Here is a 20,706-nt window from a genome sequence, read left to right as displayed (position 1 = left end):
TTTTGTTGTCACACTAATCTCCTATGTTGGGGACAGGAAACGGAGTTGAGCAATGAACGCCAATCGGATCATCGACATGATCGTACGTCAGGTCATGCGACGCCTTGTCAGCAAGGGCGTAGACAAGGGTTTTGACATGGCGGGTCGCATGGGCGGTAATGACCAACAGTCCGGTGAGCCCAAACGTGCGAAAAGTAATGGACCGCGCCCGTCGCAGAACCTGAAACAAGCGCAGCGGATGACCCGCCAGATGCGCCGGTTCATGAAGTTTTGATCAGCCAACCGCTTTGAAATGTTTGGACAATTTCAGGCCTTGTCCCTGATAGTTTGAGGCAATGCCCGCGCCGTATAGCTGCGTCGGCATCTCGGCCATTTTCTCATAGACCAACCTGCCAACGACCTGCCCGTGTTCCAGCACGAAGGGAGCTTCGTGACAGCGTACTTCAAGTACTCCGCGCGATCCTGCGCCTCCGGCGGCTGCGTGTCCAAAACCGGGGTCGAAGAAACCCGCGTAATGCACCCGGAATTCGCCGACCATGGCCAAATAGGGGGCCATTTCGGCGGCATATAGGGGCGGGATGTGTACGGCTTCGCGGCTGACCAGAATGTAGAACGCACCCGGGTCCAGGATGATGCGGCCATCGGTGGTGCGCACCTCTTCCCAATATTCCTGCGGATCGTATTCGCCGATTCGGTCTAGATCAATCACGCCAGTATGCGGCTTGGCGCGATAACCCACCAGATCGGTGTCGGGCAATTGCAGATCGACCGAAAAGCCCAGCCCGTCCTGAATCACGGCGGGACCATCGACTAGGGGTGAGTCGCTGTGCAGTGCGATCAGTTCCGCGTCGCTGAGCACGGCTTGTCCCTGACGAAAGCGAATCTGGTTGAGCCGCATTCCCGGGCGTACCAGCACTGAGAATGAGCGCGGGCAAATCTCGGCATAAAGAGGGCCGGTATAGCCTGCGGGGACGCGGTCAAATTCAGTCCCGCCATCGGTAATGGTGCGGGTCAGCAGGTCCAGCCGTCCGGTTGAGCTTTTGGCGTTGGCCACAGCCGTCACGTTTTCGGGCAGGGCCAGCGATTCCATCAGAGGAACCAGATAGACGCAGCCTTTTTCCAGAACCGCCCCGTCCGTGATGTCGATGCGGTGCATCTCGAATTCGGACAGCCGTTCCGCGACCGATCGGGTTTCGCCCGCCAAGAATGATGCCCGGACACGGTAAGCTACTGTTCCCAATCGCAAATCCAAACTGGCAGGTTGTACTTGTGCCGGAATGATCTCGGGGCTGGCGGTGATTTCACCGCGCGCGATCATCGCCTCGATCTGCTGATTTGGGCAAACACCTGTCATTCCGATCCCCCCTGATGCCAGAGCGGGATCTGGCCTATTTGCCATAAACGTCGGTGTGATTTGGTCGGGCTAGCAGGACTCGAACCTGCGACCTTCCGTCCCCCAGACGGACGCGCTACCAGGCTGCGCCATAGCCCGACGTTGAGGTGTTCATAAAGACTTTCCCGGCAGGGGCAAGAGGAAATCATCGCCTTTTTTCTTATCCCGCCGTTCGGTTTTCGATGCGGTTGAGCACGGCGCGCAAGTCCTTTGCCACCGGAGCGATCTGTTTCAGCAGGTCGTCGTCGAAATCGGTGCGATTCCACGCTTGCGATGCGATTCCACCCAGCAGGGGGGCTTCGTCCAGAAATTCTGGTGTGGGCTTCGAAACAGCTGGCTGTGGCGAAGGTGCAGCAGGTTCCGCCTTTGGGACGTCTGCCGCAACAGGCGCGGCAGGCTTAGCCATGGGGGCAGACTCATCCAGATCCAGGTTGATCTGCTCATTTGACGCAGCCGGTTTGGATGCGAAGGGCACAACCACGTTGTCGCTGTGCTCAACCTCTGGCTTGGCAACCTCGTCCAATCCCTGCGAGAGCGAAGCAACATAGGACACACCCTGTTCGCGTAGGATACGCTGAACACCTTTGATGGTTATCCCATCCTCGTGCAGCAGTTTCTTGATTCCGCCCAGCAGGCGCATGTCGTTGGGCCGGTAATAGCGCCGCCCTCCGGCGCGTTTTACCGGTTTGACCTGACTGAAGCGGCTTTCCCAGAAACGCAGGACATGAGCCTGAACGCCCAGCCAGTCCGCAACTTCACTGATAGTGCGAAAGGCGTCGGGGGACTTGCTCATGACCGTGTCGTCCTGATCTTACTTGCGATTCCCTGCGGCGACGCGATCCTTCATCAGGTGCGACGGGCGGAACGTCAGAACCCGGCGGGGTTGAATCGGAACCTCTTCGCCGGTTTTGGGGTTGCGACCGATGCGGGCGGTCTTGTCCCGAACGCTGAACGTCCCGAACGACGAAATCTTCACCTGCTCACCGCGCACCAAGGCGTCGGACATGTGGTTCAGAACGCTTTCGACCAGCTGCGCACTTTCGTTGCGTGACAGGCCAACCTCACGAAAGACGGCCTCGCTCAGATCCATTCGGGTCAGTGTTTTATCGCCCATACCATTTCCCCTGTTGATACCGCAGAATACGGCGGGGGAAAATTCGCTGTCAATATCAATGAATTGCAAGTCTGTGTGTAAGCCGAATTGCGCCGGTTACCAGCGCAGAACAACCGCACCCCAAGCCAGACCACCGCCGATGGCCTCGGTCACGACCAGATCGCCTTGTTTGATCTGCCCGCGTTGTTTTCCGACAGACAGGGCAAGGGGAATCGACGCGGCTGAGGTGTTGCCGTGGTCTTGGACCGTGACAACAACATTATCCATCGGCAGGCCCATTTTCTTGGCGGTGCCCTGAATGATGCGGATATTGGCCTGATGTGGCACGATCCAGTCGACATCGGAACTGCCCAGGCCTGCGGATTCCAGTGCGGTTTCTGCAGTTTTCGTCAGTTTTTCAACAGCATGGCGGAAAACCTGATTGCCCTGCATGCGCAAATGACCGGTCGATTGAGTCGACACGCCGCCATCTACATAAAGCAGGTCCTTGTACCGACCGTCTGAATTGAGGTCAGTGGCCAGAATACCGCGATCCTGCGCAGTGCCTTCGCTCTCTTGCAGCTCCAGCACCAGCGCACCAGCGCCATCGCCAAACAGCACGCAGGTCGACCGGTCGGTCCAATCCATGATTCGCGAGAAGGTTTCGGCCCCGATGACCAGAACGCGTTTGGCCTGACCGGATACGATCAGGGCATTTGCATTGGTCAGCGCAAAAACGAATCCGGCGCAAACGGCCTGAACGTCAAAGGCGAACCCTTTGGTCATGCCCAGCTGCGCTTGCACCATGGTCGCGGCTGATGGAAAGGTCAGGTCAGCGGTCGAGGTTGCCACAATAATCGCGTCAATATCGTCCGCCGTCAGCCCCGCATCGGCCAGCGCGGCCTCGGCCGCCTTGGTGGCCAGATCAGATGTGGTTTCGTCTTCGGCAGCAAAGTGGCGGCGTTCGATACCCGAGCGGGTTCTGATCCACTCATCCGTTGTATCGAGCGTCTTTTCAAACTCGGAATTCGGAACGATGCGCTCTGGCAAATAATGTCCGACACCTACGACAACTGAACGGCCTGCCATGCTTGGGTACTGCCTTTTTTGTTATTCGCCGGCCTTTGGCGGCGTGTGGGCGGCATCTTGTGCAAGCTCGGCTGTCGATGCAACCCGTGCCGCCAATTTTTCGGCAAAGCCAGACTGGGCCAGGGTAAAGGCCAGTTTGACGGCTGCCGAGACTCCGGTGGCATCCGCGCCACCATGTGATTTGACCACGGTTCCGTTGAGGCCAAGGAAAACCCCGCCATTCACACGGCGCGGGTCGATACGCTTTTTCAGACGGTTCAGCGAGGTGATCGCCAGGACCGAGGCTAGGCGAGACAGCGGCGAATACTTGAACGCCTGACGCAACAGATCACCAATCAGGCTGGCTGTACCTTCGCCGGTTTTGATCGCGACGTTGCCGGTAAACCCATCGGTGATAATGACATCTGCCTTGTCACCGGGAATGTCGCTGCCTTCAACGAATCCGACAAAATCAAAATTCGCCTGCTCTGCGAATTCCGTGATCATCGCGTGCGCTTCTTTCAGTTCGGCGCGGCCCTTGTGTTCTTCGGTGCCTACGTTCAACAGGCCGATCCGGGGACGTTCCAATGCCATGCCGTTGCGCGCGTAAGAGGCACCCATCAGCGCATATTGCAGCAGATCCTTGGCGTCGGCCCGCACATCCGCGCCCACATCCAGCATCACGTTGAACCCCTGCGGGTTGCGCGAAGGCCACAGAATCGCGATTGCCGGGCGGTTAACCCCCGGCAATTTGCGTAGCCGCATCATCGACAATGCCATCAGTGCGCCGGTGTTGCCGCAGGACACGGCACCATGCGCATCACCTTGCCGCACCGATTCCAGCGTCGACCACATCGACGTCTGCTTGCCGCTGCGGACCACCTGGCTGGGCTTGTCCTCCATCGTGACCACATCGGGGCAATCACGAAAAACGACGCGCCCCTGCAGGACACGCCGTTTGGCAACAAGTTTGCGCAGCGTTTGCTCAGGACCGTGCAGGATGAACGCGATGTCGGGATTTACGCTTGCCGATTTGGTAATGCCCGCAACCACGGTCGCGGGCCCCGAGTCTCCGCCCATAGCGTCAACCGAGATGGTAATCCGTCCGGCCTGCGAGGGCTGTTCTGTCATGCCTTGCCTGCGCTTTTAAAGGCTTAGGCCGCGTCTTCGTCCAGGTCGATTTCGTCGGCCTGTGCGACGACTTCGCGGTCATCGTAGTGGCCGCAGGACGCGCAGACGTGGTGCGGGCGCTTCAGCTCGCCGCAGTTGGGGCATTCGTTCGGGTTTGCAGCAACCAGAGCGTCGTGTGCGCGGCGGTTGTTGCGACGCGACTTGGAAACTTTGTTCTGTTGGACGGCCATGGTCTCAACCTTTGTCTAACTAAGGGCCAACAGATTCGCTGTGGGCCGGGTTTCATTCTTCGTTTTTCTCGTGGTTTGACGCGCGTTTAGGGTACATGCCCCACGTTGTCCAACCCAAATTCCGATGAGCGCGCGAAAATACTGCGATTCTCGACATGTTCAAGCGATTTTTCTGAGGGCGTGCTATGACAGGAAAACAGACCTATGTCACTCGTCTTTTTTCAATGCATCCCGCAAACCGGCCAGACCGGCAAAGGGTTTGACGTCTTCGTCCGTCATGGCCTGTTTGCCCGGCTCGGTATAGTCGGCCTGTCCTAATTCCGCACCATCTTTGCGTGGGTATTGGGGCAGGGCCAGCGACAAGGCCTCGATCATCACAAGGGCCGGGTCGATCTCGGAACCCAGCTGTTCGGTTTCATCACCTTCAGGTATTTCAAATTCGGCTTCTTCGGGATAGGCCCAGTCGGCCACAAATACCCGAGAGACCGGAATGTCGATGCGCGTGGTCACAGGTTCCAACGTCACCACGCAAGGCTGAATAACAGTAGCCCCCAATTTCCCGGCAAGAATCCAATCCCGCTTGCCTTGTGCCCTAACGTCACCTGCAAAGCTGAGCTTGCGCAGGCCAAGCAGGCCCAATTCGTCCTTGATCGCCTCCAAGGCCTTGGTGTCTGGGCGCAAGTTAAAGGGGGTAGGTGCGTTCTGGGGCAGGTCGGCCACCCGCAGAGATGTCTGGTTGTTCATTCGTGACCCTTTCCTGTGTTGAACCGGGGCTGCGGTTTGATGTAAGCGGATAGGGTCCGTAACGGGCCAAGGCAAGAGGGTGTGAATGTTGAAGGTTGTGAACAGGTTGAAACCGGCGTCGAAAACGCTTGTCTTTGCGGCCTGTATGGCAGCAGCCGGTGCATGTACGCCGGTCTTCAAGAATCACGGATATATCCCGACACCCGAGGATCTGGCCGAGGTTAAAGTGGGTGTGGATACCCGCGACAGTGTGATCGAGGCGGTCGGAGCACCAAGTTCGTCCGGCGTGATCCGCGATTCCGGCTTTTACTACGTCCGGTCTCGCGTTCGCCATTACGGCCCGAAAAAACCCGAAGTCGTCTCGCGCGAGTTGGTAGCGATCAGTTTTGATGACCGGGGCGTGGTGCGGAACATCGAACGGTTCGGGCTTGAGGATGGAATCGTCGTTCCGCTGGATCGCCGGATCACCGAATCCAACATTCAGGGTCAGGGCTTTATCCGTCAGCTGTTGGGGAACATCGGCAACTTCAACCCGGCTAATATTCCGGGTGCAAGCCAGCAATAAAAAACTCAGCCTTGCAGTGGTCATCCGGCAGTCACACATTGTGTGATAGGGGCATGGCAAGAGGAAACGGGTCAGCAACCGTGGAGGATGCGACCATGGCACTATTGCTTCGTAAGGGGCGGTATCGCGTCCGACTGGCGCAATCGCCGCAAGACGTGGCGGCGGCACAACAGCTACGGATGCTGGCCTTTGGGACCGATAAACTAGATCAGGACTACTTCGACCCGGTCTGCGCTCATATTCTGGTCGAGGATACGCGGGCAGGCGGGTATCTGGTTTGCTGCTTCCGTATGCTGACCATGGCCGATGGTACTGATATCGGGCGCAGCTATTCGGCGCAGTTCTATGATCTTTCCGCGCTTGCAGGCTTTAAGGGTCGGATGGTCGAGATGGGGCGGTTCTGCGTCCATCCGGATTGGACAGACCCGGACATTCTGCGTGTCGCCTGGGGTGCGATGACGGCCTATGTGGATCAGAACAATGTCGAGATGCTGTTTGGCTGTTCCTCATTTGCCGGGACAGAGACCGAAGAGTATCTGGATGCATTCGCGATGCTAAAGCACCGGCATCTGGCTCCAAAACGCTGGTTGCCACGGGTGAAGGCGCCGGATGTATTCCGATTTGCTGCCCGTCTGCGCCGCAGGCCGGATGTGAAAAAGGCGATGCTGCGGATGCCGCCCTTGCTGCGGACTTATCTGATGATGGGCGGCTGGGTCAGCGATCATGCGGTGGTCGATCGTCACATGAACACGCTGCATGTGTTCACCGGGCTTGAGATCGGTGCGATTCCTCCTGCGCGGAAACGATTGTTGCGGGCCTTGGTCGGGTAATCGCCGTTGACGCCTTGGCCTTGCCGGTTTAGCTGGCGGGCATGGCGAGAATTCCTTTGTTGCAGATGTCCGGCATTTCCCTGACTTTCGGGGGCAATCCGGTGTTTTCCGAACTGGACCTTGTTGTTCAGCCGGGTGATCGCGTGGCCTTGGTGGGGCGGAACGGGTCGGGAAAGTCCACTCTGATGAAAGTAATGGCTGGTCTGGTTGAACCTGATCAGGGCGACATCGTGGTGCCCCCAGGGAAATCCGTCGGTTATATGGAGCAGGACCCCGGGATGGAAGGGTTTGCTACACTGGGTGACTATGCCTCCAGCGGGTTAGAGCCGGGCGAGTTGTACAAGGTTGAGCGCGCCGGCGAAGGGCTGAAGTTTGACCCGGATCGCGCAGTCGAGACCGCCTCGGGTGGTGAACGGCGGCGCGCGGCGCTGGCCAAGCTAATGGCCGAAGCCCCCGACCTGATGCTGCTGGACGAGCCAACCAACCATCTGGATATCGAAGCCATCGCGTGGCTTGAGCGTGAGTTGGGCGCAACGCGGGCCGCTTATGTGCTGATCTCGCACGACCGTGCTTTTCTACGCGCTTTGACACGCGCAACGCTGTGGATCGACCGCGGTATGGTGCGACGACAGGAACAGGGGTTCGATGCGTTCGAAACCTGGCGCGACAAGGTCTGGGATGAGGAAGATCAGCAGCGGCACAAGCTGAACCGCCTGATTAAGTCCGAGGCGAAATGGGCCGTTGAAGGCATCAGCGCACGGCGCAAACGCAATCAGGGCCGGGTGCGGGCCTTGCAGGCGTTGCGGGCCGAAAAGGCGGCACAGATCAAACGTCAGGGCTCGGCTGCGATGACGCTTGAGGTGGGGCCAAAGTCCGGAAGAAAGGTGATTGAAGCCAAGGGTTTGTCCAAGTCTTTTGATGCACAGCAGATCGTACGGAACTTTGATCTGTTGGTGCAGCGCGGTGATCGGGTGGCATTTGTCGGACCCAATGGCGTTGGCAAGACGACCCTGCTGAAGATGCTGCTGGGGCAAGAACAACCGGATGAGGGTTCGGTCTCATTGGGTACCAATCTTGAGGTTGCGGTATTCGATCAGACCCGCGCGCAACTGGACCCGGAAATGAGCCTGTGGGACAGCCTGACCGGCGATCCCGAGATGCGAGTCTCCGGCAAGGCCGATCAGGTCATGGTCGGCGGCCAACCCAAGCATGTGGTCGGTTATCTCAAGGAATTCCTGTTTGACGAGCGGCAGGCCCGAGCGGCGGTTAAATCCCTATCGGGTGGTGAAAAAGCCCGTTTGCTGCTGGCTAAACTGATGGCCAAATCCTCGAACCTATTGGTGCTGGACGAACCAACCAACGATCTGGACGTCGAGACGTTGGACCTGTTGCAGGAACTGCTGGATGATTATGACGGCACCGTTCTGCTGGTCAGCCACGACCGCGATTTTCTGGATCGCGTCGCCACCACAACCATCGCGATGGAGGGCAATGGCCGAGCCACCGTTTATGCAGGTGGGTGGTCGGACTACATTGCACAGCGAGGCGACGTAGCGGAAAAGAAGATAGAAAAAACAAAAATTTCAAAGCCGAAGATAAAGCAGGAAAGCCAGCCGAAATCGGGCCTTTCGTTCTCGGAAAAACACCGGCTCGAAAAACTGCCCGCCGAAATCGCCCGGCTTGAGGCCGAAATTGGCAAGCTCGAAGAACTTATGTCCGATCCTGAACTGTTCACCCGCGAACCGGTCAAGTTCCAAAAGGCGACCGAAGCGTTGGTTGAGCGGCAGGAAAAGCTGGCAGCGGCCGAGAATGAGTGGCTGATGCTTGAAGAAAAGGCCGAGGGCACCTAGGGGCGGCTAAGCAGGCGGGCAGGGTTCCCAACAACCGTTTCGTCGGCGCCGACGTCTTTGGTCACGACGCTGCCCGCGCCGATGGTGGCATTGTCGCCGATGGTGATGCCGGGCGTCAGGATGGCTCCTCCGCCCACCCAGACATTCCGCCCAATCGTCACCGGCAAGCCAATTTCCAGACCCTGCGCACGTTCAACCGGGTCTTTGGCATGTTGGGCGCAATATATCTGAACGTGCGGACCGAACATTGTGCCGTCTCCGATCCGCACGGGCGCGGTGTCCAGGACCACGCAGCCTGCGTTGAAATAGACCCGATTGCCTAAGTGGATATTCAGTCCGTAGGCGCAGTGGAACGAAGCCTCAATAAAGCAATCCGATCCGATGCTGGCGAACAGTGCCCGTAACTCTGGTGCCATCGCGCCGCGCGTATCAGGGGGACAGGTGTTGTGGGCATGAACCGCACGCCGGGCCTGCGCACGCAAGGCATCCAGTTCCGGATCCAGACAGCAATACCATTGTCCGACCTGCATCTTTTCCCGTTCAGTCATGAAACAGACCTAACGCATTCGCAGGGCACCGTCGATGCGGATGACCTCTCCGTTCAGGTAGCCCATCTCAACGATGAAACCGGCCAGCCGCCCGTATTCGCGCGGGTCCCCCAGACGGGCTGGGTTGGGGACATCGGCGGCCAGTTGTTGCTGCACCTCTTCGGGCAGTCCAGCTAGCATCGGGGTCATGAAGATACCGGGGGCGATGGCCATCACTCGAATCCCGGTCGAAGCCAGATCGCGTGCCATCGGCAGGGTCATCCCCACCACTCCGCCTTTCGAGGCCGCATAGGCTGCTTGCCCCTTTTGCCCGTCAAAGGCCGCGATTGAGGCGGTGTTGATGATCACACCTCGCCCGCTGTCAGGCTCGGGATCGTTCTTTGCCAATTCAGCCGCGGCCAGGCGCGAGACGTTGAATGTGCCGACCAAGTTGATGTCGATGGTGCGTTGAAAGGCGTCCAGAGGGTGGGGCCCGGCCTTGCCTACCGTCTTGATGCCATAGGCGATCCCGGCGCAGTTCACGGTTGCCGTGATCCGGCCCATCTTGTCCATCGCTTGTCCGATGGCCGCAGCGACCGACGCCTCGTTCGTCACGTCCGTTTCAGCAAAATGCCCGCCAATTTCGTCCGCGACCTGAGCGCCTCGTTCGGTGTCGCGATCCAGAATGGTGACCTGCGCGCCGTGTTCGGCAAAGTAGCGTGCCGTTGCCTCGCCCAGCCCCGAGGCACCCCCAGTGATGATCGCGGATGTGGTGGACAATTGCATGGCGGATGCCTCCTGTGAGGATATGAACATTTGTTCAGTTAATCCGAGGATTAAGAAGATGTCCACAATCCAGGCGTGATTTTTCAAAGTTCTAAGCTGTTTCTCAAGGCTTTCTCAGATGATCTTTAACTGTACTTAATGCTCAAGTCTCAAATCGGAACTCACGAAATTGACGCGTCGAGGGGGCGCTGAACAAGGAGACTAGCGGTATGAGTAAGAGTTTGAAGGTTGGAATTCCTGTGCTGGTGGCAGCGCCTTTTCTAACCGTGATGATGGCAAGCAGTGCCATGGCTGCACCAGAAGTGTGCAACTGGAAAACAGCGCGGGATGCGGCGAATCGTGGGGATTATCAAGCGCTGTGTGATTGTCAGCAAGTGACGCCCAGCTTTTTAGAGCGTCTTCAAAAGCGATCGGATTTCACGACCACACTGCGCAATACAACGGCCCAATGCCCGGGATTGGCTGCACTGCTGACCGATCAGCCGACTGGGTCGATTGGTACGTCCGGAACACCGGGCGAGGCGCGTAGCAATGATCAGTTTGCCGAACTCGGTTCAGATAACGGAAATAACCCGGGCTCTGGTGGCGGAGGAGGTGGCAGCAATCCTGGTGACGGCGGTGATCCCGGTAATGGCGGTGGTGATCCGGGTGAAGGCGGTGATCCCGGTGATGGCGGTGGTGATCCGGGTGACGGTGGCGATCCCGGTAATGGCGGCGGCAACGGTGGTAACAACGGCGGCGGCAATGGTGGTAACAACGGCGGCGGCAACGGCGGGAACAACGGCGGCGGCAACGGTGGTAACAACGGCGGCGGCAACGGCGGGAACAACGGCGGCCCTGGTAACGGCAATGGAAATAACGGGAACTCCGGCAATGGCGGTGGCAACAATGGTGGCTCCGGCCCCGGCACCGGTAACGGTGGCGGCAATAACGGAAACGGCAATGGCTCTGGCAATGGCGGGGGCGGTCACGGCAATGGCGGTAACAATGGCGGCGGCCACGGCGGTGGTAAAGGTGGCGACGGTAAAGGTGGCCACGGTGGCGGCAAAGGTGGCGACGGCAAAGGTGGCGGCAAAGGCGGTCACGGTGGCGGCAAAGGTGGTAAACGCTAACCGCGCCTGCGCGTATACCTAATACGTTATCGAAAAAGAAAACGGCCACCCAATGGGGTGGCCGTTATTTGTATTGTGAAAAGTTATGATCAGCCCAGCTGCACCAGCGCGTGTCGCTTTTTACCCGCGCTCAGCTTGATCGGAGACGACAGCGCACCCGCGTCGATCATTAGCCCTGCGTCGGTCAACGGCGCGTCATCCAGCTTGGCACCGTTTTCGGCTATCAGACGTTTGGCCTCTTTCCCCGATTTAGCCAGACCCGATTTCACGATCACCTGCACAATTGACATGCCGTCGCCCAGCTCATCCGCGCTGAGGGTCAGGGTCGGAAGGTCTCCGCCCACACCGCCCCGTTCGAAAACTTCGCGCGCAGTGGCTTCGGCGGTCGCCGCAGCCTGAGCGCCGTGGGCCAGGGTGGTCACTTCGTTAGCTAGGCGGATCTTGGCCTCGTTGATCTCGGAACCCTGCAGGGCGCCCAAACGGTCACACTCATCCACCGGCATTTCGGTATAGAGCTTCAGGAACCGACCCACGTCCGCATCGGTCGTGTTGCGCCAGAATTGCCAGAACTCATAAGGAGAGCGCATGTCGGCATTAAGCCACACCGCACCGTCCTGAGATTTGCCCATCTTCTTGCCGTCGCTGGTGGTCAGCAGCGGCGAGGTCAGGCCATAGATCTCGTGATCCAGCACGCGGCGGGTCAGGTCGATACCGTTGACGATGTTGCCCCACTGATCCGAACCACCCATCTGCAGAACGCAACCATAGCGGCGGTTCAGCTCAAGGAAGTCATAGGCCTGCAGGATCATGTAGTTGAACTCAAGGAAGCTTAGCGATTGCTCGCGATCCAGCCGCGATTTCACGGACTCAAACGACAGCATCCGGTTGACCGAGAAATGCCGCCCGATGTCGCGCAGGAAATCGAGGTAGTTCAGGTCGTCCAGCCACTCGGCATTGTTCAGCATCAGCGCCTTGTTTTCGGCGCCACTGTCATAGTCGATATAGGCCGAGAACACCTTTTTGATGCCCGCGATGTTCTCGTCGATCTGTTCGGGGCCCAGCAAGGGGCGTTCGTCCGCGCGGAACGACGGATCGCCCACCTTGGTGGTGCCGCCGCCCATCAGGGTGATCGGCTGGTGGCCGGTTTTCTGGAACCAGCGCAGCATCATGATCTGGATCAGGCTGCCCACATGCAACGACTTGGCCGTCGCATCAAAGCCGATATAAGCCGGCTTGCATCCACTGATCAGCGCTTCGTCAAGGCCCTGATAATCGGTGCAGTCGGCGAGAAAGCCGCGCTCGATCATCGTGGCGATGAAATCCGATTTGGGATGGTAGGTCATATCGTGCCTTTTGGGTTGATGTTGCGGGGCACTGTATAGGCGGCGCGTCAGGCAAGGAAAAGCCACCATTTCCAAGAAAACGCGGGCTGTGTCAGCTTTTGACAGGCGGAAGGCGGAAGGCGTAGAGCATCGCGATCAGGTTCAACGCGGCCAGCGCGACGATCGGGGTAATCGGATCGTGCCAATGCGCCACTGCACCCAGAATGGCAGCAAAGACCATACCGATCAGACCTGCGCTGACATCGCCCAGGGCGACCAGATAGGGGCGCTCCTTTTCTGAGGTCTTTTCGATAATATAAAGGTACCGGCCATAGATAACACCATTTCCGCCCAGCGAAAGCAGCAGGATGACCAGAGCATAGGCCCAGACGTATTGCGCGTAGCCCAGATAGGTGAAGGCCAGAGCGAGAACCGCGGATAGTGTCGAAATAAGACAGCCCAGCCACATCACCGGCTTTACCGAAATCCGTCCACTGAGCCAGCCCCACAGGATTGACCCCAGAACCATGCCCAGACTGGCCGCCATCACGAAATAGCTGAGCGAATGTTTTGTGCCGGTGTGAAAGGTCGCCGCGTGGATCGTATAGAATGGCATGGCCAATTCCACCGAGACAAAGATCAGGCGTGCAGTTAGAAACTTGCGATACCACTTGTACGCCATACCGGTTTTGAACCCGGTCATCAGTTCGGTCAGTGGTTTGGGTTTGCTTTTGGGGGGCGGTGCGTGGGCCTGTTCTTCTTCCAGCAGGCGGACACCGGCAAAACTGACGCCAGAGGCGAACATGGCGACAACGCCGCACCACAGGACGACGATGTGGCGCTGCATCGGCTGGTCCGAGGCCAGCAGGTCGCGCGTCATCCAGACGACTAGGATCGCCAGAATGCCCGAGATCGTGGCCTGCGCAAACACCATCCGATTGCGTTTCGCCTCGGGCACCGAGATGCCGTATATCTGGCTGGTGCCCAGGCTGGTGATCCCCTGGCACAGTCCCATAACAACCGAAGTCGTCAGAAACAGAAGAACGATCAGAAGGTTGGGCAGGTTTGTTGCGAACAATGCGACGACGGCCAGAATAGAGGCAGTCAGGATATTTGGCACGTAAACCGCCAGCTTCGCACGGGTCACGCGGTTGATGAACGGAGACATGAAAATCTCGGCAATCAGGCGCGATCCGGTCACGAAGGGCAGCAACAGACCGGCGAAAAACGTCGGGGCTCCCAAAGCCAGATACAGGAACGGCAAGACCAGATTGGGATTGACCAACTGCCCACCAATCGTGGCCAGTGATCCCGACCAAAAGATCAGCTGGTAATTGCGCCCTTGGGTGGGTTTGTTGGGGCTCTGTGTGTCCGTCATGGTCGTCCGTTCAGGGTGCAGATGACCGCAATGGTTACTCAGGCCACGCGCGCGTGCAACTGTTGCGTTTCGCGAATTGTGGTCACAGGCGCGCAGGTTGAGCTAAAAATGCGCATGGACAGCGCGAAGTGACTTGCGCAGCGGGGCATCGAACAGGCATTTTGAGCGCCATAAAACAAGATAATTGAGGTGAGCGTGAACCGGGCCATCAGGAAAGGCGGGCCGATCAAAGCCCTGGGTGCGATGTCTGGCACATCGCTGGACGGTGTGGATGCTGCCGTGGTGGAGACCGACGGGCGTCAAATCATCGGCTTTGGCCCAAGCGGTTATCGCGCTTATACCGAGGCCGAGCGCACAGATCTGCGCGCGGCGCTGGGTCAGTGGCACGGCCCGGATGTGGACAGGGCGGCTGAATTGGTCACAATTGCGCATGCCGAGGCGCTCTCGGAATTTGAAGAGATCGACCTGATCGGCTTTCACGGACAGACCCTGGCACATGAACCGCATGGTCGGGGCACGTTGCAGGTGGGCGACGGCAAAGGACTGGCGCAGGCACTGGGCGTGCCGGTGGTCTGGGATTTCCGCAGTGACGATGTGGCGATGGGCGGAGAGGGCGCACCGTTGGCGCCGTTCTTCCACTTTGCCTGCGCCAAATGGATCGGTGCATCTCAGCCGCTGTGTTTCCTGAACCTTGGCGGGGTAGGAAATCTGACCTATGTGGACCCCAGTTTTGACGGCCCGGAAGCACCCGGGGCCTTGCTGGCCTTTGACACCGGCCCTGCCAATGCGCCCGTTGATGATCTGATGCAGGCGCGTCTGGGTCTGCCGATGGACCGCGACGGCGCAGTCGCGCGTGGCGGCACCGTCGAGATGGGTGCGTTGGAACTGTTTTTGGCCGAGCCCTATTTTGCCCGGATGCCCCCCAAATCCTTGGACCGTAACGACTTTGCCGAGATGATCCGGCTGGTTCAGGAATTAAGCGACACTGACGCCGTGGCCACTCTGACCGGTATGTGTGCCGCAGGTGTTGTGCAGGGGATGGAACATTGCCCCAAATCGCCCTCGCGCCTTTTGGTCACCGGTGGTGGACGGCGCAACCCGGTGCTGATGGAGATGCTGCGCGTCGCGCTGGACTGCCCGGTTGAGCCGGTCGAGGCGGTGGGGCTGAATGGCGACATGCTCGAAGCACAGGCCTTCGCCTATCTCGCGGTACGCGTGGCGCGGGGGTTGCCGACATCTTGTCCCGGAACAACCGGGGTTAAAGCTCTTGTCGGGGGTGGAGTTGTCAGTACGGTTTCGATGGGTGCCGCTGGCTGAAGGGAAATTGGTGGAAACTTAGATATAAGGTTTTCGGGTCGCTCGGCAGCAAAATTTGCATTCGATGTCGCATGCAGACAAACCCAAGTCTGAATATTGGCTATCCTCGCTCTTTATGAGCAAGGAAGGCGTTTACCAGAATCTACTGCAACAAGCTCGGGATGCATATGTCAGCCATCCCCAGATGACGTCTTTCGCACCGTTTCCAGATGACATTCAAAGGCAGGAGATTGCGCCATATCATCTCCCGTGTGGCGACGTGTTGCGGCAGAAGGCGGGGCTGGTATCACAAACCTATGCTCACCTGCAGGATGCGATCGTAAACGCAGCACCTTACGCGGTTTGGCGAGAAACCTACAAACACACAGATATCGGCGATCGTTTCCTGAAAAATTTTGGATGTTATTCCATCGTCGGAGCAGGAGGGCCGTTCTCATCGAACAAACTCTGGCTTTGGATTGTTCACATGCCGCCTCAGCTTTACTATCCGTCGCATCATCATCCGGCAGAAGAAATGTACATGGTGATTTCGGGAACTGGAGTGTTCAAGCGCGAGGGCTGTCCGAGTGAAACCCTCGGCGAAGGCGGCACTGTGTTTCACGAAAGCAATCAGCCGCATGCAATGGAAACACAGGACGATCCGGTTTTGTGCCTTGTGGCCTGGCGCAACCGTTTCGATACGCCTCCTGTCCTGACCCCATCCGATTGAACAGTTGGATCGGGGTGACGTTGTCCAGCTTTTTTGTCGGAGGTCAAAGGGCCACTGGAAGATGGATCTTCACTTCAGAGACTTGATGTAATCCTGTGTGAAATCGGAATACCCGTCTGAAGTTGATTTCAGATATGCTTGGGTCCGATCGTGCAGAGCCGGCAATTGGTGAAACGGCACGTTAGGAAAGGCGTGGTGCTCGGCGTGGTATGGCATGTTCCACGCCAGAAAGCGGACGATGCGGTTGGTGAAGGTGGTCCGAGAGTTTTCAAGCATATTGGCGACCGGGGGGCACAAGCCATGCTCGGCCAGTAGATAGAGGCGCAAGACGGGTTGAGCGATAAGCACCGGCAATAGCCATAACCAAAACAGCGCCGATGAATAGATCAGGCTGAAACCGCTTACGATGTAGAGCCCCAGCAACAGCCGCGCCTCAATACGCATGGCGCGGTGTTGGCGGGCAGGCAGGTAGGGGGCGTCGATCCGGCTAAAGGCGTTTTGCACCAGAACCTTTGCCATCCCGCTCCAATACGGCCAACCACTGAGGTAAATCAGCAGGTCCCGCCAATTGCCAGGTCGTGGTTTGCCACCCAACTCGGGGTCTTTTTCAGGGTGGTTGGTCCATTTGTGATGCGCCAGATGGAAATATCGAAACCAGGTAAAGGGCAGGGCGATAGGGATAGAAACCAGATGCCCGATGACATCATTCAGCCAGCCGGAGCGAAACGGCGTCTTGTGCGTGCATTCGTGGCTGAGCGTGAACAGAAAGACCAAAAGGACGCCCTGATGAAGGATCAGCAAGGGCCAGAGAGGAACCCTCAATGCGATACAGGCAGATGTACCCGCGAGTAACGCGCCATACATTGCCAAATGCCTAAGCCCAGCCGCGTCAGATCTTTGCTGCAGGCTATCCTTCGCCTCAGCTGGGATCGACGCTATGAGGGCGCGATGATCCATGGCTTACCCGCGCGCGATATCGAATTCCGGTTCGGCCAGAACGAAGCCGTCGAATTCGAACCCGGGTGAGACGGTGCAACTGACGAGTGTGTACTCTCCGGTCGATTGCGCCGATTGCCAATGGTTCTTGGGCACAATCACTTGCGGCGCGCCTTTGGTCAGGTCGGGGGTCAGCAGGTGGTCGGTGGCCGGGCCGTCATCCGTGGCGCTGAGGGAAAGGGTCAGCGGTGCCCCGGCATGGTACAGCCAAATCTCGGTTGCATCCACGCTGTGCCAGTGGCTGTGCTCACCCGCCTGCAGCAGGAAATAGATACAAGTGCCGGTAGCGCGGCCTTCGTTGTCTGCCCGCCAGGTCTCGCGGAACCAACCGCCCTCGGGATGACGCTGCAGTTGCAGGTGGTCGATGATTTCTTGCGCGGTCATAGGGGCCTCTTGCTTGGTTAGGGCGATTATGCATGCGGGCTTGCAATCCGCTATGGTATTTACGTGTATCCAACATATGTTTGCGGCATGACCCTGAATATCCCGTTTGACAACAGCTACGCCCGCCTTCCCGATACGTTTTTCGCGCGACAGGCACCGGTCCCGGTACGTGCCCCGCGTTTGATTGCGTTTAATGAAGATCTGGCCCGAGTGCTGGGTGTTACTCCGGGCGATGTTCAGGAGATGGCTGAGGTTTTCGCCGGGAATACTCTGCCTGATGGGGCCGAGCCGATCGCGCAGCTTTATTCCGGGCATCAGTTTGGTTCCTACAACCCGCAGCTTGGCGATGGGCGCGCGGTGTTGTTGGGAGAGACGGTTGGATCCGACGGCGTTCGGCGGGACATACAATTGAAGGGCTCGGGGCAGACGCCGTTCAGCCGCCAGGGCGATGGTCGCGCTTGGCTGGGGCCGGTGCTGCGTGAATATGTGGTGTCCGAGGCGATGCATGCGCTGGGCATCCCAACCACCCGTGCGCTGGCTGCGGTTGAGACCGGAGAGGTTGTTTTACGCGAAGGTCCAATGCCGGGTGCAGTGCTGACCCGCGTAGCGCAAAGCCATCTGCGTGTGGGGACATTTCAGGTGTTCGCGGCGCGGGGGCAGGTCGAGAACCTGAAACAGCTGACCGAATATGCCATCACCCGACACTACCCGCAGGCGGAAGGGCCCATGGGTCTGCTGTGCGCAGTTAGGGATGCTCAGGCGAGACTGATTGCGCAATGGATGAGCGTGGGGTTTATCCATGGGGTGATGAACACCGATAACTTCTCGATCGCCGGAGAAACCATCGACTATGGGCCTTGTGCCTTCATGGATAGCTATCACCCGAACACGGTCTACAGTTCGATCGACCGGATGGGGCGATATGCTTATTCTAACCAACCGGACATCGCCGTGTGGAATCTGGCGCAATTAGCGACCTCTTTGATCCAGCAGGTCGAGGAGCCCGAAGCCGCCGTTCAAGAGGCCACTGAGATCGTGCATGCAATGCCCGGACTGATCCAGCAGGAATGGCTGACCCGGTTCCGCGCCAAGATCGGTTTGGCCACCGAAGATGAAGGTGACGAGGCACTGATCACCGATTTGCTGACCCGAATGGCGCACAACAGTGCCGATTTCACCAATACCTTCCGAGCGCTGAGCAATGACAAGGCTCGCGATCAGTTCCTAAATCCCGAAGCCTATGATGAATGGGCCGGTGGCTGGCAGGCGCGGCTGGCTCGCGAAAAAGACCCGCAGGCTGTGATGAACACCGCCAACCCGGCCTTTATCCCGCGTAACCACCGGGTCGAGCAGATGATACAGGCTGCTGTCCATGGCGATTTCGCCCCGTTCCATCGGTTGAACGCGACGCTTTCCCGTGCCTATGAGGATCAACCCGACATGATCGACCTGACACACCCACCGACCGAAAACGAAGTGGTTCACGCGACGTTCTGCGGGACATAGAGGCCATTACTAAACTGAACGCCGCTGTTTTGTGCAGTCGAAGAAGTATTCTCAAGAACACAACACCAAGCGACTTACCATCAACTCAGAATGCTGCATAATAGGCGCATCAGGGGGAACTGCAGATAAAATCAGTTTTGTTTCAGGGAGCATAAAATGCGCTACTCCTTTTTGTTGGAAGACGCGGACGGCGTGTCTTATTTCGAAGATCGCGAGATTGATTTCGAACTCAAAACCTTTGCCCCACCAGCCGCGCCATTTCTGGTCTCCAAAGAGGTTGATGCCGCGCGTATCGCGTTCCTGACATTGCCTGCGGGTTGGAAAGGGGTTCAGCATCGATCCCCGAAACCTCAACTTGCGACGGTTCTGTTTGGTACGTTTCGTGTTCAGGCAGGCTCGGGCGAAATACGTGACTTTAAAACGGGTGACTTGTTTTGGGCCGAAGATGTCACGGGATCGGGTCATGCCTCGTCCGCTGAAGGGGGTGAACCCGTGAATTTGATGATTACGCAATTCCAATAGCGGACGGATGGCCGAGTAACATTTAATGCCTAACACGGAATGTAAATGACCCAACTCTCAACCCTGCGCATCGCCAGCTATAACATTCAGAAATGCGTGGGCCTGGATTTTCGGCGGCAACCGCAGCGCATCATGCAGGTCATCGACAGCATGCAGGCCGATATCGTGGTGTTGCAAGAGGCTGACAAGCGCCTGCCGCCACGACCGGCGGCGTTGCCACATTTCATGCTGGATGAGGCCGGCTGGCAGATCGTCGATCTGGGCGGAGCGGGCAGTTTGGGCTGGCATGGAAACGCTGTGATCTGGCGCGGGGATTCGATCCGCGTTCGGCAGACCGGGCACCATGACCTGCCGGGGCTGGAGCCGCGGGGGGCCGTGCGTGTGGAGTTCGATACCCAAATCGGGCCGCTGCGCGTGATGGGGATGCATCTGGGGCTGCTGCCAGCGTCCCGGCGGCAGCAGATTACGCACATCCGGCGCTTTGACGACGATCTGGACAACATGCCCACCGTCTGGGCCGGGGATTTCAACGAATGGTCGCGCCAGCCCGTGTTGGACCATCTGGCCCCGGATATGCGCTTTCTGGCGCCGGTTCCAAGCTTCCCGGCCGCACAGCCCTTGGGGGCGCTGGACCGCATCGCGCTGGGCGCTGGCCTTGAAGCGGTTGTCCACGGGGTGCATGACGCACGGCCTGCGCATATTGCATCCGACCACCTGCCGATCTGGGCCGACCTGCGACGGGTGGCCTAGGATGCAATTCCCCTGTGGCGCGATCCGCGCAGACGTACTAAGACAGAATCCCGAACTACTCTGAGGGTCACTAATGTCCGACACGATCATCGCCCGTTGCGAAGCAAAAGGTCTGCGCATGACGGGACAGCGCCGCACAATCGCGCAAGTTCTGCAGCAAAGCGACGATCATCCGGATGTCGAAGAGCTTTATGCTCGTGCCTCGAAAGTGGATTCGGGGATATCGATCGCAACGGTCTATCGCACCGTCAAACTGTTCGAAGAGGCAGGAATTCTCGACCGTCTGGAGTTTGGTGACGGGCGCGCGCGATATGAGGATGCCGAGCGGGATCACCATGACCACCTGATAGATATGCAATCGGGCAAGGTGATCGAATTTGTCGACCCCGAGATTGAGGTGCTGCAGGAAAAAATCGCGGCCAAGCTTGGGTATAAGCTGAAAGGTCACCGGCTGGAATTGTACGGCGTGCCGCTGGAACAGGACTGATCCATC

The 20,706-nt window shown here is 58.3% G+C and carries 24 protein-coding genes and 1 tRNA gene; 11 read left to right on the top strand and 14 right to left on the bottom strand.

What is annotated here, in order from left to right:
* The first annotated feature begins 52 nt into the window (after window positions 1-52).
* Window positions 53-274: a hypothetical protein gene (locus ACR0DT_RS03430; protein WP_480709405.1), complete on the top strand. Its 222-nt coding sequence runs from the start codon at window positions 53-55 to the stop codon at window positions 272-274.
* On the opposite strand, the gene ACR0DT_RS03425 is transcribed toward ACR0DT_RS03430, so the two are convergent.
* The 8 genes from ACR0DT_RS03425 to ACR0DT_RS03390 all read right to left on the bottom strand — a co-directional run bounded on the left by ACR0DT_RS03425 (window position 275) and on the right by ACR0DT_RS03390 (window position 5,659).
* Entirely contained in the window at window positions 275-1,354 is a 1,080-nt protein-coding gene (locus tag ACR0DT_RS03425) for a 2'-deoxycytidine 5'-triphosphate deaminase (protein WP_480709404.1), read from the bottom strand.
* A gap of 61 nt (window positions 1,355-1,415) precedes the next feature.
* Window positions 1,416-1,492 (bottom strand) — tRNA-Pro (locus ACR0DT_RS03420).
* Between the two features lie 61 nt (window positions 1,493-1,553).
* On the bottom strand, window positions 1,554-2,186 hold the full coding sequence (locus ACR0DT_RS03415) for a MerR family transcriptional regulator (protein ID WP_480709403.1): 633 nt from the start codon (window positions 2,184-2,186) through the stop codon (window positions 1,554-1,556).
* An 18-nt stretch (window positions 2,187-2,204) separates the two neighbouring features.
* The gene (gene ihfA, locus ACR0DT_RS03410) at window positions 2,205-2,507 is read right to left on the bottom strand and encodes an integration host factor subunit alpha (RefSeq protein WP_008755922.1); all 303 of its coding nucleotides are present in this window, start codon (window positions 2,505-2,507) and stop codon (window positions 2,205-2,207) included.
* Window positions 2,508-2,603: 96 nt separating this feature from the next.
* Window positions 2,604-3,575 carry a beta-ketoacyl-ACP synthase III gene (locus ACR0DT_RS03405; protein ID WP_480709402.1) on the bottom strand — a complete coding sequence of 324 codons (972 nt, stop codon included), beginning with the start codon at window positions 3,573-3,575 and terminating at the stop codon, window positions 2,604-2,606.
* Between the two features lie 21 nt (window positions 3,576-3,596).
* A complete protein-coding gene (gene plsX / locus ACR0DT_RS03400) occupies window positions 3,597-4,685 on the bottom strand; it encodes a phosphate acyltransferase PlsX (RefSeq protein ID WP_480709401.1) in 1,089 nt (362 codons plus the stop codon).
* 23 nt (window positions 4,686-4,708) lie between these two features.
* Complete coding sequence (gene rpmF, locus ACR0DT_RS03395; protein ID WP_008756996.1) at window positions 4,709-4,915, bottom strand: 50S ribosomal protein L32; 207 nt, start codon at window positions 4,913-4,915, stop codon at window positions 4,709-4,711.
* A 207-nt stretch (window positions 4,916-5,122) separates the two neighbouring features.
* Window positions 5,123-5,659 (bottom strand): YceD family protein, encoded by a 537-nt coding sequence (locus ACR0DT_RS03390; protein ID WP_480709400.1) that lies wholly within the window; start codon window positions 5,657-5,659, stop codon window positions 5,123-5,125.
* Between the two features lie 85 nt (window positions 5,660-5,744).
* On the opposite strand from ACR0DT_RS03390, the gene ACR0DT_RS03385 reads away from it, so the two are divergent.
* The 3 genes from ACR0DT_RS03385 (at window position 5,745) to ACR0DT_RS03375 (ending at window position 8,904) form a co-directional block, all read left to right on the top strand.
* Window positions 5,745-6,224: an outer membrane protein assembly factor BamE gene (locus ACR0DT_RS03385; RefSeq protein ID WP_480709399.1), complete on the top strand. Its 480-nt coding sequence runs from the start codon at window positions 5,745-5,747 to the stop codon at window positions 6,222-6,224.
* A gap of 95 nt (window positions 6,225-6,319) precedes the next feature.
* Window positions 6,320-7,054 (top strand): GNAT family N-acetyltransferase, encoded by a 735-nt coding sequence (locus tag ACR0DT_RS03380; RefSeq protein WP_480709398.1) that lies wholly within the window; start codon window positions 6,320-6,322, stop codon window positions 7,052-7,054.
* A 41-nt stretch (window positions 7,055-7,095) separates the two neighbouring features.
* Entirely contained in the window at window positions 7,096-8,904 is a 1,809-nt protein-coding gene (locus tag ACR0DT_RS03375) for an ABC-F family ATP-binding cassette domain-containing protein (protein WP_480709397.1), read from the top strand.
* On the opposite strand, the gene ACR0DT_RS03370 is transcribed toward ACR0DT_RS03375, so the two are convergent.
* Both ACR0DT_RS03370 and ACR0DT_RS03365 read right to left on the bottom strand, forming a co-directional pair.
* On the bottom strand, window positions 8,901-9,452 hold the full coding sequence (locus ACR0DT_RS03370) for a sugar O-acetyltransferase (RefSeq protein ID WP_480709396.1): 552 nt from the start codon (window positions 9,450-9,452) through the stop codon (window positions 8,901-8,903). The genes ACR0DT_RS03375 and ACR0DT_RS03370 overlap by 4 nt on opposite strands.
* 9 nt (window positions 9,453-9,461) lie before the next feature.
* Window positions 9,462-10,217 carry an SDR family NAD(P)-dependent oxidoreductase gene (locus ACR0DT_RS03365; RefSeq protein WP_480709395.1) on the bottom strand — a complete coding sequence of 252 codons (756 nt, stop codon included), beginning with the start codon at window positions 10,215-10,217 and terminating at the stop codon, window positions 9,462-9,464.
* A gap of 209 nt (window positions 10,218-10,426) precedes the next feature.
* Between ACR0DT_RS03365 and ACR0DT_RS03360 the strand changes: the two genes are divergently transcribed.
* Complete coding sequence (locus ACR0DT_RS03360) at window positions 10,427-11,329, top strand: hypothetical protein (protein WP_480709394.1); 903 nt, start codon at window positions 10,427-10,429, stop codon at window positions 11,327-11,329.
* 89 nt (window positions 11,330-11,418) lie between these two features.
* Here the strand turns inward: ACR0DT_RS03360 and tyrS are convergent, their stop codons facing one another.
* Together tyrS and ACR0DT_RS03350 are read right to left on the bottom strand one after the other, a co-directional pair.
* Window positions 11,419-12,672, bottom strand: a complete 1,254-nt coding sequence (tyrS, locus tag ACR0DT_RS03355) for a tyrosine--tRNA ligase (RefSeq protein WP_480709393.1) — start codon at window positions 12,670-12,672, stop codon at window positions 11,419-11,421.
* 91 nt (window positions 12,673-12,763) lie between these two features.
* The gene (locus ACR0DT_RS03350) at window positions 12,764-14,029 is read right to left on the bottom strand and encodes an MFS transporter (RefSeq protein WP_480709392.1); all 1,266 of its coding nucleotides are present in this window, start codon (window positions 14,027-14,029) and stop codon (window positions 12,764-12,766) included.
* Window positions 14,030-14,224: 195 nt separating this feature from the next.
* Between ACR0DT_RS03350 and ACR0DT_RS03345 the strand changes: the two genes are divergently transcribed.
* Both ACR0DT_RS03345 and ACR0DT_RS03340 read left to right on the top strand, forming a co-directional pair.
* On the top strand, window positions 14,225-15,346 hold the full coding sequence (locus ACR0DT_RS03345) for an anhydro-N-acetylmuramic acid kinase (RefSeq protein ID WP_480709391.1): 1,122 nt from the start codon (window positions 14,225-14,227) through the stop codon (window positions 15,344-15,346).
* Window positions 15,347-15,410: 64 nt separating this feature from the next.
* Window positions 15,411-16,055, top strand: a complete 645-nt coding sequence (locus ACR0DT_RS03340; RefSeq protein ID WP_480709390.1) for a dimethylsulfonioproprionate lyase family protein — start codon at window positions 15,411-15,413, stop codon at window positions 16,053-16,055.
* Window positions 16,056-16,124: 69 nt separating this feature from the next.
* Here the strand turns inward: ACR0DT_RS03340 and ACR0DT_RS03335 are convergent, their stop codons facing one another.
* Window positions 16,125-17,012, bottom strand: a complete 888-nt coding sequence (locus tag ACR0DT_RS03335; protein ID WP_480709389.1) for a fatty acid desaturase — start codon at window positions 17,010-17,012, stop codon at window positions 16,125-16,127.
* Window positions 17,013-17,015: 3 nt separating this feature from the next.
* A complete protein-coding gene (locus tag ACR0DT_RS03330) occupies window positions 17,016-17,435 on the bottom strand; it encodes a cupin domain-containing protein (protein WP_480709388.1) in 420 nt (139 codons plus the stop codon).
* Window positions 17,436-17,522: 87 nt separating this feature from the next.
* Here ACR0DT_RS03330 and ACR0DT_RS03325 point away from each other — a divergent pair, with 87 nt between their 5' ends.
* The 4 genes from ACR0DT_RS03325 to ACR0DT_RS03310 all read left to right on the top strand — a co-directional run bounded on the left by ACR0DT_RS03325 (window position 17,523) and on the right by ACR0DT_RS03310 (window position 20,700).
* Complete coding sequence (locus ACR0DT_RS03325; protein ID WP_480709387.1) at window positions 17,523-18,941, top strand: protein adenylyltransferase SelO; 1,419 nt, start codon at window positions 17,523-17,525, stop codon at window positions 18,939-18,941.
* Between the two features lie 156 nt (window positions 18,942-19,097).
* Window positions 19,098-19,463, top strand: a complete 366-nt coding sequence (locus tag ACR0DT_RS03320; protein WP_480709386.1) for a cupin domain-containing protein — start codon at window positions 19,098-19,100, stop codon at window positions 19,461-19,463.
* A gap of 45 nt (window positions 19,464-19,508) precedes the next feature.
* The gene (locus ACR0DT_RS03315) at window positions 19,509-20,213 is read left to right on the top strand and encodes an endonuclease/exonuclease/phosphatase family protein (RefSeq protein WP_480709385.1); all 705 of its coding nucleotides are present in this window, start codon (window positions 19,509-19,511) and stop codon (window positions 20,211-20,213) included.
* A gap of 73 nt (window positions 20,214-20,286) precedes the next feature.
* On the top strand, window positions 20,287-20,700 hold the full coding sequence (locus tag ACR0DT_RS03310) for a Fur family transcriptional regulator (protein ID WP_480709384.1): 414 nt from the start codon (window positions 20,287-20,289) through the stop codon (window positions 20,698-20,700).
* The last annotated feature ends 6 nt before the right edge of the window (window positions 20,701-20,706 follow it).

Source organism: Ruegeria sp. BI11, assembly GCF_056538005.1.
Note: the sequence above shows the minus strand (reverse complement) of the source record. Positions and strands in the feature narration are given on the sequence as shown.